Origin of the sequence: Niastella soli, assembly GCF_017742245.1 — a bacterium.
GTDB classification, from domain to species: Bacteria; Bacteroidota; Bacteroidia; order Chitinophagales; family Chitinophagaceae; genus Niastella; species Niastella soli.
In genome coordinates, this window is the sequence record NZ_JAGHKO010000011.1 from 299,236 (window position 1) to 312,889 (window position 13,654).

The 13,654-nt window shown below is 44.8% G+C and carries 9 protein-coding genes; all 9 read left to right on the forward strand.

Features of this window, described 5'->3' with window-relative positions:
* Positions 1-118: 118 nt before the first annotated feature.
* Positions 119-562: a MaoC family dehydratase gene (locus J7I42_RS27340; protein ID WP_209142194.1), complete on the forward strand. Its 444-nt coding sequence runs from the start codon at positions 119-121 to the stop codon at positions 560-562.
* Positions 563-568: 6 nt separating this feature from the next.
* Positions 569-1,735, forward strand: coding sequence for an ABC transporter substrate-binding protein (locus tag J7I42_RS27345; RefSeq protein WP_209142196.1), 1,167 nt, complete (start codon positions 569-571; stop codon positions 1,733-1,735).
* Positions 1,732-2,877, forward strand: a complete 1,146-nt coding sequence (locus J7I42_RS27350; protein ID WP_209142198.1) for a CaiB/BaiF CoA transferase family protein — start codon at positions 1,732-1,734, stop codon at positions 2,875-2,877. Before J7I42_RS27345 ends, J7I42_RS27350 begins: the two co-directional genes overlap by 4 nt.
* Before the next feature lie 77 nt (positions 2,878-2,954).
* Positions 2,955-4,127: a CaiB/BaiF CoA transferase family protein gene (locus J7I42_RS27355; protein ID WP_209142200.1), complete on the forward strand. Its 1,173-nt coding sequence runs from the start codon at positions 2,955-2,957 to the stop codon at positions 4,125-4,127.
* 120 nt (positions 4,128-4,247) lie between these two features.
* Positions 4,248-5,093, forward strand: a complete 846-nt coding sequence (locus J7I42_RS27360; RefSeq protein ID WP_209142202.1) for an amidohydrolase family protein — start codon at positions 4,248-4,250, stop codon at positions 5,091-5,093.
* A 124-nt stretch (positions 5,094-5,217) separates the two neighbouring features.
* Positions 5,218-6,252, forward strand: coding sequence for an L-rhamnose/proton symporter RhaT (locus J7I42_RS27365; protein WP_209142204.1), 1,035 nt, complete (start codon positions 5,218-5,220; stop codon positions 6,250-6,252).
* A gap of 128 nt (positions 6,253-6,380) precedes the next feature.
* The gene (locus tag J7I42_RS27370; protein ID WP_209142206.1) at positions 6,381-7,442 is read left to right on the forward strand and encodes a Gfo/Idh/MocA family protein; all 1,062 of its coding nucleotides are present in this window, start codon (positions 6,381-6,383) and stop codon (positions 7,440-7,442) included.
* Positions 7,443-7,481: 39 nt separating this feature from the next.
* Positions 7,482-10,232, forward strand: a complete 2,751-nt coding sequence (locus J7I42_RS27375; protein WP_209142208.1) for an alpha-d-galacturonidase — start codon at positions 7,482-7,484, stop codon at positions 10,230-10,232.
* 367 nt (positions 10,233-10,599) lie between these two features.
* Positions 10,600-13,629, forward strand: a complete 3,030-nt coding sequence (locus tag J7I42_RS27380) for a SusC/RagA family TonB-linked outer membrane protein (protein ID WP_209142210.1) — start codon at positions 10,600-10,602, stop codon at positions 13,627-13,629.
* The last annotated feature ends 25 nt before the right edge of the window (positions 13,630-13,654 follow it).

Below are 13,654 nucleotides of genomic sequence, written 5' to 3' on the forward strand. Positions count from 1 at the left end.
TTTCTTCATCTGTCCCGCGCAAATGCGGAGCCATTCCGGCCGTTTCATTATGCCGTTCAACATCCCTGGAGTAATTTAAACTGTTAAATACATAACAAGATAATTTCTAACATCCTATATGGGTATTACTAAATATTTTGAAGAATTTGAACTGAACGAAAAACGATCAACCGGCGGTCGTACGGTCACTGAGACCGATATTGTTATTCATGCCGGCCAGTCGGGCGATTTCTTTCCTCACCATATGGATGAGGAATGGTGCAAGACCCAACCCTTTAAAAAGCGTATTGCGCACGGTACCCTCATTTTTACCATTGCTGTTGGACAGACCGCAGCAGTGATCAATGAAGTGGCTATGACCTATGGGTACGACCGGCTCCGCTTTGTAAAGCCTGTTTTTATTGGCGATACCATAAAAGCCACTGTTACTATTTCCGATAAAAAAGATCATAAAAAACCAGGCTTTGGTCTGGTTACCGAATTAGTGGAAGTGTTTAATCAACACGGAGAAACGGTGATGGTTTGTGAACACATATTGTTGGTGCATAAAAAAGTAAGTTAGGAAGATATGGCTGAAATTGTTTTGAATGGAATTACCTGGGGCCACAGCAGAGGCATTACACCCTTATTGGCTGCTGCGCAGCGCTTTTCTGAGCTGAACCCCCACGTGACCATCAACTGGAAGAAAAGAACATTACAGGAGTTTGCCGATTTCCCGCTTGAAAAGCTGGTAAACGATTACGACCTGTTGATCATCGACCACCCCTGGGTGGGTTGTGCCGCTGCCACAAACAGCGTATTACCTTTAGATGAATACCTGCCTGCCTCGTATTTGCAAAATCAATGCGCCAATACGGTAGGCGAGTCGCATATAAGCTACTATTACGATAACCACCAATGGGCCCTGGCCATCGATGCCGCTACGCCGGCCGCCAGCTATCGCGCCGATCTGTTACAACAAAACAGTGTGGCCGTGCCCGATACCTGGGAGGAATTAATTGCCCTGGCAAAAGCCGGTAAAGTGGCTATTCCGGCAATCCCCATAGATATACTCATGAACTTCTACATGTTCTGTATAGCGTTGGGCGAAACCCCATTCCAGCATAAAAGTCATGTAGTAAGTACGGAAATTGGCGTGCAGGCATTGCAAACCATGCGTGAGCTGTATTCGCTGATCGATAAAAAACTGTTTTCCTGTAATCCTATTGGGGTGGCGGAGTTAATGTCAACCACCAATGATTACTGGTATTGTCCGTTTGCTTACTGTTATACCAACTATTCCAGGTTGGGGTATGCGAAATACCCGCTTACGTATGCCAATCTGGTGCATTTTGGCAACAAGCGGTTACGCAGTACTGTTGGCGGTACCGGATTAGCGGTATCATCCTATACCAAACATAAAAAGGAAGCGGTAGATTTTGCAGCCTGGGTGTGTAGTGAAGAGTGCCAGAGCACCTTTTATGTACAACATGGCGGGCAGCCGGGGCACCTGGCGGCCTGGACGAACAACATGGCCAACCTGCTTACCAATAGTTTTTTCCATACCGTATTACCGGTAATGAAAAATGGGTACATGCGTCCGCGTTATAATGGGTACCTTCATTTTCAGGACCAGGCCGGCGATCCTGTTCAACAATATTTGTTAAACGGCGGCAACCCCGAAACCGTACTGAAAGAAATTGACCGTATTTATCAACATAGCCTTCAAGGCGAAAAAATGAGCTTGTCTATATGAGTCGACTGCCCTTGCAGGGATTATTGGTATTGGAATTCAGCCAGTATTTATCTGGACCGTCTGCTGGTTTGCGTTTGGCCGACCTGGGTGCGCGGGTCATAAAAGTGGAACGCCCCCAAAGTGGTGATGCCGGTCGCCGGTTATCTATCAAAAACCTTTGGGCAGACGATAGCTCTTTGTTGTTTCATACCATCAACCGCAACAAAGAAAGTTATACGGCCGATCTCAAGAACCCCGAAGACCTGGTACTGGTAAAGAAACTGATTGAAAAAGCAGATGTCCTTACCCATAATTTCAGACCCGGTATCATGGAAAAAATAGGACTGGGATATCCTGAAGTAAAGAAACTCAATCCTCGCATTATATATGGCGCCATCAGTGGCTATGGAAAAGAAGGCCCCTGGAAAAACCGGCCCGGTCAGGACCTGCTGTTGCAGTCAATGAGCGGACTGGCCTATACAACCGGGAATGCCAAAGACAATCCCATGCCTTTTGGATTGGCCATTGCCGATAATTTATGCGGTTCCCAACTGGTACAGGGCGTCCTGAGCGCGTTGATCAGAAGACATAAGACCGGCACGGGTGCGCTGGTTGAAGTGAGCCTGCTGGAATCATTACTCGATTTTCAATTTGAACTGTTAACTACTTATCATAGCAGTAAAAAATTGCCTACACGCAGCAAAGTAAATAATGGGCATCCATTATTGAATGCACCGTATGGCATTTATGCAACTACCGATGGTTACATTGCCATTGCAATGGTTGATCTGAAGCAACTGGCAAAAGCTATTGGTTGTAATGAACTGTTGACTTACGATCAGAATGTTGCCTTTAGTTTGCGCGATGAGATCAAGTCGGTACTGGCCAAACACCTGGCAACACAGACATCAGCTTACTGGCTCGAAAGACTGCATGCGGTAGACCTGTGGGCCATGGAAGTGCTCGATTGGGAACGGCTTACCAAACACGAGGCTTATACTACATTGCAAATGGAACAAACGATCACCACCTCAAAAGGTGCGCAGATCACCACTACCCGTTGCCCTATACGCATCAATGGCGAAAGGCTGTATGCATCAAAGCCTGCGCCACAACTGGGAGAACATACGGAAAAGATCAATAAAGAGATGATTGGACAATAGGGAATGTAGATTGGAAATTAATAGCTGTTTATCAATAACGCAATGCCCTTACCAAAACGAAATTTTTAAATTAAGGAATGAAACCCCTACAAGATATAATAGTTGTTGATTTTAGCCAGTTTTTATCTGGTCCTTCGGCTGGGTTACGCCTTGCCGATATGGGCGCACAGGTAATAAAAATAGAACGTACAGGCGTAGGTGATATCTGCCGGCAATTATATGTATCGAATGTAATGATAGAAGGGGAGTCTACCATCTTTCATGCCATCAACCGCAATAAGCAAAGCTATGCGGCTGACCTGAAAAATGAAGATGACCTTGAAAAAGTAAAAATGCTTATTGCCAAGGCCGATGTACTGATGCATAACTTCCGCCCTGGTGTTATGGAGCGGCTGGGGCTGGATTATGAGACCGTAAAAGCCATCAACCCCCAGATCGTGTATGCTGAAGTGAGCGGGTATGGCAATGAAGGTCCGTGGAAAGACCTGCCCGGTCAGGACCTGTTATTACAGGCCGTATCGGGATTGACCTGGTTAAGCAGCAACCGCAGCGACAACCCTACTCCAATGGGAGTAGCCGTGGTTGATATTCTGGCTGGTACCCATATTGCGCAGGGTATTCTGGCAGCGTTATTACAACGCACTATTACCAATGAAGGAAGCCTGGTACAGGTAAGCATGCTGGAGTCGATCCTCGATTTTCAGTTTGAAGTACTGACCTGTTTTTATAACGATGGGCGCGAGCTGCCGGTGCGGAGTGAAATAAACAATGGGCATGCCTATCTCTCGGCGCCCTATGGGATTTATAAAACGGCCGACGGCTACCTGGCTTTGGCCATGGGGAACATTACCCAGCTGGCTACATTGCTGGAGTGCGAGCCGCTGCAACAATTCACCAATACAGCAGAATGGTTTATAAAACGCGATGAAATAAAGACCATCCTGGCCGACCATTTAACCGCCCGTAATACGGACACCTGGCTGGCCGTGCTGGAACCCGCGGATATCTGGTGCGCAAAAGTGTATGACTACGACATGCTGGTGGAAGATGACGGCTACCTGGCGCTGAATATGGAAATAAAAGTGAAGACCAGCAATGGATTGTCTATAACCACCACGCGTTGCCCTATCAGAATAGACGGAGAAATTTATACTTCCGACATTGGTGCGCCTTTGTTGGGTGAACATAATGGACAAATAGAAGAACAGTTTGGACTAAAAAAACAGCCTATATCGAACTATGAAATGTAATAGTGTGGCTTTTTGATTAATGCTGACAGGCAAAATTTCGATATTTTATAATTTTTTGCCATGTAACTTGCGGCTTTTCCCAACATTAATCAATCATTAATCGATATTAAACCGATTGCTATGGAGATCATCGATACCCATGTTCACATATGGAATTTCGCAAAAGCTGAGTACGACTGGTTAAAGAATGATACTTCGATACTGAACCGTAATTATGATATAGAAGAATTGGAGGCCGAGGTGAAAAAGACCGCCATTACAGGCGGAGTGCTGGTGCAGGCAGCCAATAATTTTGAAGATACCAACTGGATGTTACAGGTTGCCAATGCATCCGGTTGGATAAAAGGGGTGATAGGCTGGATGCCGTTGGAAGACCCATCGTTCACCGCCACCGCCCTGAAACAATACCTGGGCAATCCTTATTTCAAGGGCGTGCGCCATTTGATCCATGATGAACCTGATCCGCAATGGTTGTTACAACCGGCGGTGCTCCAGAGTTTATCGCTTCTGGCAGCGTATGATGTGCCGTATGATATAGTGGGCGTTACGCCTCAACACCTGATAACCACGCTGGAAGTGGCGCAAAAGGTACCTGAATTACGCCTGATGCTGGACCATATGAACCAGCCGCCCATTGCCAGTGGCGAGCAATTTGGGGAGTGGGGGGAGTTGATGAAAGCAGCCGCAGCGCATAAAAATATTTATGTAAAAATATCCGGGTTGGGTACCTGCTCCAAAAAAGGCGCAAACTGGTCGGCCAGGGACATTCAACCCTATATTGAATTTGTGTTGGAGCATTTTGGGGCGAACCGCTGTGTTTGCGGCGGCGATTGGCCGGTTTCTTTGCTGGCAGGCAATTATAACAATACCTGGCAGCACTATATAAAAGTTTTATCAGACGCATTGAGTGATGCCGATTTGCGAAAAGTGGTGAATACCAATGCAATAGCCTTTTATAACTTATAATAACAACAGATTAAAGACACATTAAGATATGATTATACCACCCGCAAACAAGATAAAATTGCCTTTTTTGCGTTGTTGGTGCAGTAAAAATGTCACAAATACAAATAACGCATTGCTTTAACCAATGGAAGTAATAACCGGTGTCATATATCATTCAGTAGGAGCGTCTTGTGCGGCCATGTGTTATACGCCACAGAAAAAGGTGGCCAAATGGTCGTGGCAATCGTATTGGCTGGTACAGGCAGCTGTATGTTGGTTATTATTGCCGCTGGTTATTGCCTGGCTAACAATTCCCCAGCTAAGTACCGTTTTACGCGAGGCGCCTGCCGATGCTATGGTAAAGACCTTTGTTTTAGGCGTGGCATATGGTATTGGCGGTACTGCGTTCGGAATGGCTATAAGATATGTAGGTTTCTCATTGACCTATGCCATTGCCGTAGGTATTTCCTGTGTATTGGGTACTTTGTTACCCCCGCTCGTACACGGACAATTAACCGCCTTATTTTCCCAGAATGGAGCCAGTTGGATCATGGCAGGTATTATTATCGGCGCATTAGGTATTGCCTGTTGCGGCGTTGCCGGCCGGTTTAAAGAAAATGACCTGAAATCAGATGCAGGTACCGGTACGTTTTCCCTGGCCAAAGGATTGCCGCTTTGTTTTTTAGCAGGTGTACTTTCGGCCGTATATGGGTTTTCGATCGACCAGGGCGAACCCATTGCAGCCATTGCAGAAAAATATGGCAGTGGCAATTTCAGGATCAATGTGGTTTATATTTTTTCAAATACCGGAGCTTTTTTATCTACCCTTATATATTGCATATACCTGCACCGTAAAGAAAATACATTTGGCGAGTACCGGCAAATTGGACCAAAGAACCGTTTAACGGTCAATTTTATAATGGCCATCCTGACCGGTTGTTTGTGGTACTCTCAATTCTTCTTTTATGGTTTAGGGCATGTGCGCATGGGAAAATACCAATATAGCAGTTGGGCCATTCACATGATCATGTTGGTGTTATTCAGCTCAATTGCCGGTTTGTTGATGAAGGAATGGGTGAGATGTCGCCGGAAAACGATTGTCACGCTTGTTTTGGCCCTGTTTATTTTGGTAACAGCGGTGCTTGCCTTAACATATGGAAACTATCTTGGCAGTTTATAGTTTAAAGTTTAAAGTTGCCTCGAAATTCAGGGGGCCTGACTTTTATTTTCAGGTTGAGCATAAAGAACTTTAAACCTGAAACCTCGAACTTGAAACTGCTACTTTTGTAACTCTATGTATATTATGAAGTGAAGGACCCATTATCATATAAGGCCCCTATAGTAATAATTGGTGCAGGTGGTATTGTAAATGATGCCCATTTGCCGGCTTATCAATTGGCTGGCTTTGATGTGGCGGGCATTTATGATGTTGATAAAGAAAAAGCCCATGCCACCGCGCTGAAGTTCAAGATACCGCTCGTGTTCGACAGTATGGAGGACATTGTGCGGTTAAACCTGTCGCCCGTAGTGTACGACGTAGCCGTGCCTGGGTCCGCCATTATAAAAGTGCTGGAGCATCTACCAGCCGGTTCGCCTGTGCTGATACAAAAGCCAATGGGCGACGATTTTCAGCAGGCAAAAGCCATTCTGCAATATGCACGCGATAAACACCTGGTAGCAGCCATCAACTTTCAATTACGTTATGCCCCTTTTATAAAAGCCGCGCGGGAATTAATACAACAGGGCGCGTTAGGACAATTGTGCGATATAGAGATCAATGTAAACGTATATACCCCCTGGCATTTATGGAACTTCCTGTTTCAATCGCCCCGCGTTGAGATCTTATACCATAGCATTCATTATATCGATCTGATACGCTCGTTCCTGGGTAACCCTAACAGCGTATATGCTAAAACGGTGAAACACCCCGATATGAGCCAGCTGGCTTCTGTTCGTAGTAATATCATTATGGATTATGGCGATACCGTACGGGCGAATATCATCACCAATCACTGTCACAAGTTTGGTTTGCAACAACAACATTCCTATATAAAGTTTGAAGGAACGCAAGGCGCAGTCAAAATAGATCTGGGGCTGTTGATGAATTACCCGCATGGGGTTGCAGATAAGTTTCAATATATAACGCTGACCGGCAATGAGCCAGCATGGGAAACGCTGGAAATAGAAGGGAGCTGGTTCCCGCATGCCTTTATTGGCAGCATGGAACAGGTGATGCAGGCAGCTGCCGGTCAAATACCCAAACCCGATAATTCAGTGGAAGATTGCATTTATACGATGGCTTGTGTAGAAGCCGCGTATTTATCGAGCGAGCGGGGTGGGGTCCAATTAAATAAGATACGCACTAATTGAAATACTAAACCGTAAAATTTCTTAAATCACAATATTCTGATGAAAGGTTTTCTTGTATTGGTTGTAAGTCTGGTAACACTGAATATAACAACCTGGGCATCCGGTAAACCCGCGGATAAGAATGTTACTGTTGTCGCTGCAAATAAATCCCCCCGCTTAAAATACGGAACAGAAAAGCTGACCGCTGCCTTACAAAAGGCAGGGTATAAAGTGGTCCTTTCGGCTGATGGTAAATTACCAGCTGCCGGAGCGATCATTGTTGCCGGAAATTATACCGATGCTATCGTTAAAAAAGCAGCAGTTACCCTGAAGCTGAACCCCGATACAACCGGTAAGGAAGGATTCTCCATAAAAGGAAATGCCAATGCTATCCTTATAGCGGGTACAGATGCTTCCGGTGCTTTATATGGTTGTATGGAACTGGCCGAACAGGTAGCCAATCAAAAAGTGCTCCCTGAAAACCTTTCCCTCACCGATAAACCTGAAATGGTTTTACGTGGCGCCTGTATAGGTGTGCAAAAACCTTATTATTTACCAGGAAGAACTGTATACGAATATCCTTATACACCCGAAACCTTTCCCTGGTTATACGATAAAGCCCTCTGGGTACAATACCTCGATTCTTTAGTGGCCAACCGGTTGAACTCCCTGTATTTGTGGAACGGTCACCCGTTTGCCTCATTGGTACGCACAAAGGAGTATCCATATGCGGTAGAAGTAGACGACGCAACATTTAAAAAGAATGAAGAGCTGTTTGCGTTCCTTACCTCAGAAGCTGACAAGCGTGGTATTTGGGTGATACAAATGTTTTATAACATTATTGTATCAAAACCCTTTGCGGAGAAGAATAACATGAAAACGCAGGACCGTAACCGGCCTATTGTACCATTGATTGCCGATTACACACGTAAATCAATCGCCGCATTTGTGGCCAAATATCCAAACGTAGGATTGATGGTGGCGCTCGGTGAAGCGATGGAAGGAGTGGGGCAGGATGATGTGGACTGGTTCTGCAAAACCATTATCCCGGGCGTACAGGATGGATTGAAAATGCTGGGCAGAAAAGATGAACCGCCGATCGTATTACGCGCACACGACACCGATGCACCGCGGGTAATGAAAGATGCCTTACTCATTTACAAAAACCTGTACACCGAAGCGAAGTTCAACGGAGAAGCCTTAACCACCTATGAACCCCGTGGACCCTGGGCCGACCTGCACCGCACACTTAGCCGTATTGGAACGGTTCAAATAGAAAATGTGCACATCCTGGCCAACCTGGAACCATTCCGGTATGGCTCACCCGATTTTATACAAAAATGTGTGCAGTCAATGCACTCCATCTATGAAGCCAATGGTTTACACCTGTACCCCCAGGCTTCTTACTGGGATTGGCCATATACTGCCGATAAAGCGCAACCCCGCCAGCTGGAGATTGAGCGTGACTGGATCTGGTACCGTACCTGGGCCCGTTATGCCTGGAATTGTACCCGCGACCGTCACGAAGAAGAAGCATACTGGGCAGGCAGCCTCGCCAACAAATTTGGTTGCTCGCCTGAACAGGGAAAAAATATTGTAGAAGCGTATGAACAAAGCGGCGAGATCTCCCCTAAAATATTAAGACGTTACGGTATTACCGATGGTAACCGCCAAACCATGACACTGGGCATGTTAATGACACAATTAATAGACCCCAAGCGTTTTGGTTTGTTCCCCTTATTGTATAATAGCGAAAGCCCATTCGGGGAAATGATCATCGAGTATGCTGATAAAGAAGCCAATGAGATACCGCATGTAGGAGAAACGCCTATGGCAGTAGCCGATGAAATTATTGCGCATGGTGATAAATCGGTAGCAGCCATTGAAAAGGCCGCGCCCTATATTACTACCAATCGCGAAGAGTTCAACCGGCTGAAGAATGATATGTATTGTTACCAGTCTATGGCAAAATTCTATGCCTGGAAGGCAAGAGCGGCCATACAGGTATTAAAGTTCAAATACACCAATAAAGTAGCCGATCTGGAAAAAGCGGTGCCATTGCTGGAGAAAAGCGTGGCGTATTTTGCAGACCTGGCTGGCCGTACCGATACTACTTATCTGTATGCCAACAGTATGCAAACGCAACAGCGCAAAATACCGGTAAATGGAAAGAACGCTACCATGAAAACCTGGGTAGAACTGCTCCCTATCTATAAGCGCGAGTTGGAAAACTTCAAAAAACACATTGAAGCATTGAAAAAACAGGGTGGGGGAAGTGGTATCGCCAATATAAAACCCCTTACCAATGCAGTTGTAGAAATACTCACCCCAAATATTACAAGATATACCTTCCAAAAAAATGCCCAGGTATTTCCGGACCTGAGCGTGGTAGTGAATGACCTGCCGGCTTTCCTAAAGGGATTACAGGGGATTTACTACAGCCAGGGACGGCAAATTGTCGAAGGCACCAGCCTGAATTTTAAGACTGCTAAACCAGTAAAATTACTTGTAGCATATTTTGCTGAAAAAAATGGTGCATATTTGCCGGAGCCAACATTGGAAATTGATGCAAGCGCCGACGATTATGGTCAGGCGCAGGTAAAAGTGGCAAATGCCATGGCAATAGAAGGTTTCCCTGCAATAAACATACATAGTTTTTCGTTTCAAGCGGGCACACACACACTTACTTTAGGAAAAGGATCGTGCCTGTTACTGGGCTTTATCAATGATAACGATCCATTACCGGTTGTAGATGCAGGATTAGGCGTTTCCGAAAACGCCGGAGCGTTGGATTGGTTGTTCGAAAAGTAAACGACAACGATTGCTGCCAGCGCGAAGAGAGATGGATTATTGTATTAAATAATCGTAAACACATCTGACATTATTGAAGTGGCCACTGCCATTATGCTATTGTTATGTATATAACTATAGTAGATGACAGTGGTTTGCTCTTGGTTATGTGCGATTATTGGAAATCCTGGATGGAACAATAATATGTTCCATCATTTTGGCTGGAAGTTGCATTGTTTAGCTTCATGGGTAGCCGTTTCTTGTGGCCGATTGCCCCCCATCTCGATACGCGTAGCCATATGCGAAGGTTCTTGGTTAAGTTTTGCTCCTCTCAATTGTTAAAACATAAATCTTAAACAACTGTTGTATGATTGGAAAACCGTTGTCCATGAAATGCCTGATCATGGCGTTTTTTATGCTACTAAATGGAACGTTCCTTTTCGCGCAGGAAAGGGTTGTTACAGGTAAGATCAAAGATCCCTCAGGGAATCCGCTTCCCGGGGTGAACGTAAATGTATCTGGCACTCGTATTAGTGTCACTGCCGATGTAACAGGTACTTTCCGCATTCCGGTTTCCTCTGAAAATTCCGTTCTTGTATTCACCTTTGTAGGGTTTTTACAGAAGGAACAAAAAGTAGGAAGCGATAATGAAATTACCGTTAGTATGACCTACGACAATGCCGACCTTGACCAGGTGGTGGTAGTAGGTTATGGTACTTCTAAAAGAAGAGACCTTACCGGTGCGGTGTATACGATCAAACCAAACCAGGTGACCGCAGTACCTGCAGCTAACCCAATGGAATCCTTACAGGGTAAAATCCCCGGTTTGGATATCAGCCGTTCAGGTGGCCAGGCCGGAGCTGGCATGAACATTCAGCTCCGTGGTAACAGAACCTTAGCCGGTAACGATAAAGGACTTACTGGTAGCCAAACCAGTCCATTGTTCATTATCGATGGATTCCAAACCGGCAACATCGCTGACATTAACCCGAACGATATCGAGTCAGTGGAAGTGTTGAAAGATGCCTCGGCTACTGCCATTTACGGATGGATGGGCGCCAATGGTGTTATCATCGTTACCACTAAAAAAGGTAAAGACCGTCCAAAAGTGTCTTATAACGGATACTATGGTGTAAACGGTTATGCAGATTACCCTAAAAGCAGAATTGGTGATGATTATATAAAGCTGAGACGAGAAGCCTGGAGAACCACTGGCGATTGGAACTCTGAAGCTGATGATGCAAAGATTTTTACGGCTTCGGAATTGGATGCTATTAAAAATAACCAATGGGTTGACTGGCAGGATCTGCTGGTGCGTAATGGCCATGAGCAAAGCCACTCTGCTTCTATTCAGTCCGGTGGCGATAAAACAAAAGTATTCTTCTCAACTGGTTATTATAAAGAGGAAGGTATGTTACGGGGTAATGATTATACCCGTTTCAATACCCGTTTGAACTTTGATCAAAAGATCAGCAATATCTTTAAAGCAGGTTTCTTGACCCAGTTTACCTGGAGCAAACAAAATTCACGCCCCGATCCGTTGAACTATGCAACCACAAACATCGATCCTTTGGGTAAACCTTATAACGACGATGGCAGCATAAACTGGGTGCCTTTAGCTGGTTTCCCTAACGTAAAGAACCCGTTAGGCGATGAAGCTCCCGGAGCATATGTAAATAGTACGATCAAAGGCGCTTTGACAGTAAATGGCTATTTGGAAGTAACACCAATGACCGGGTTGACATTCCGCTCTAATCTGGGTACCAACCTGGTGTTCGACCGTGCCGGGTTGTATTGGGATTCTCTGTCTTATACTAACTATGCAAAGGGGAATAAGGCGCAACAAACTACTGATTTCAACCGCTTTTATAACTGGGATAATATCCTGACCTATAATAAAAAGATAGGTGAACATAACGTAACCCTTACAGCGCTTACCAGCTTTACCCGTACTGATAATGAACAGATGAGAGCTGGTGGTTTCAGACAGGCGCTTTCTTCTTTCCAGTTTTATAATCTGGGAGCCTTAGAAGCGGCTAATCGTGATCTTTATTCAAGTTACACAAAGGGCACCACCATGTCATATGCAGGCCGTTTGAACTATACATTAATGGGTAAATACCTGTTAACGGCTTCAATTCGTGCGGATGGTGTTTCCCGCCTTTCTCCCGGTAATAAATGGGATTACTTCCCTTCTGCCGGTATTGGTTGGAATATTCACCAGGAAGATTTCATGAAAGATTTTTATTTCGTGAACAACCTGAAACTTCGTGCAACGTATGGGGTTGCTGGTAATGCCGGCGGTTCTGCATATTATACACAGGCTCTTGTAAATACAAATGCACAGGGTGCTTATGGTCAGAACTTTGGTGACATCCCCGCTTATGGTTTCTATTTTAGTGGTACGGCAGGTAACCCTAATCTTGCCTGGGAAAAAACATCTACTGGTAACATCGGTTTGGATTTTGCCTTCTTAAAAAGCAGACTGTATGGTTCTATCGATGCCTATAAGGCCAGAACAACAGATGTGATCATGAGAAGAGGTCTTCCTACTTCAACTGGTTTGACAGATATCTTCCAGAACGTTGGTGAAACTGAAAACAAAGGTATTGAAGTTGTATTGTCGAGCCTGAATACCAAAAGTGGTGATTTCAAATGGACAACAACCGCAACCTTTACTGCAGCTTCTGAAAAGATTGTTGATCTGGTAGATGGCAAGGACATTGTTGGTAGTGAAACTTCTACCTTGATGATTGGTCATCCGGTTAAATCTTTCTACAGCTATAAAAAACTAGGTATCTGGCAAACAGACGAGAAAGATGCAGCTGCTGTAGTTAAATGGCAGGGAGCTACTCCTTTCGCTCCTGGTGATATTAAAGTGGAAGACATCGATCATAATGACTCTATTACAACCAAAGACCAGCATTTTGTAGGAACTGAAATTCCAAAATGGTATGCCGGTTTACAAAATACCTTTAGCTATAAAGGTCTTGAGTTGAGTGTTTATGTGTATGCCCGTTGGGGTCAAACCATCAATGCCACTTACATGGCCAAATATAACCCTCAGGGTACTGCTAATGGCCCTGCAAGTTATAGCTACTGGACGCCTGAAAATCCAACCAACGATTTCCCACGTCCAAACCGTAATAAGAACATATCTGGTTACAATGGTTACCAGTCGTTGAATTTTATAGATGGTTCATTTGTTAAATTAAAAACAGTTACGCTGGCGTATACGCTTCCTTCCATGATGAGTAAAAGATTCTTTATGGATAGATTCCGCATATATGCAACCGGTAACAACCTGTTGACCAAATCAAAAAGTCACCTGTTGAAAGGCTACGATCCGGAAAGAAATGGTCAGGAAGACAACCCATTGACCCGTCAGTTCGTAATTGGTGTCAATGCTGATTTTTAATTTGATTCTTTATCCATTTAAACGA

Bases quoted from the DNA above. Each gene is read 5' to 3' on its own strand.
- J7I42_RS27345 (WP_209142196.1), top strand. From the start codon at position 569: ATGGCTGAAATTGTTTTGAATGGAATTACCTGGGGCCACAGCAGAGGC.
- J7I42_RS27355 (WP_209142200.1), top strand. From the start codon at position 2,955: ATGAAACCCCTACAAGATATAATAGTTGTTGATTTTAGCCAGTTTTTA.
- J7I42_RS27340 (WP_209142194.1), top strand. From the start codon at position 119: ATGGGTATTACTAAATATTTTGAAGAATTTGAACTGAACGAAAAACGA.
- J7I42_RS27380 (WP_209142210.1), top strand. From the start codon at position 10,600: ATGAAATGCCTGATCATGGCGTTTTTTATGCTACTAAATGGAACGTTC.
- J7I42_RS27360 (WP_209142202.1), top strand. From the start codon at position 4,248: ATGGAGATCATCGATACCCATGTTCACATATGGAATTTCGCAAAAGCT.
- J7I42_RS27375 (WP_209142208.1), top strand. From the start codon at position 7,482: ATGAAAGGTTTTCTTGTATTGGTTGTAAGTCTGGTAACACTGAATATA.
- J7I42_RS27365 (WP_209142204.1), top strand. From the start codon at position 5,218: ATGGAAGTAATAACCGGTGTCATATATCATTCAGTAGGAGCGTCTTGT.
- J7I42_RS27350 (WP_209142198.1), top strand. From the start codon at position 1,732: ATGAGTCGACTGCCCTTGCAGGGATTATTGGTATTGGAATTCAGCCAG.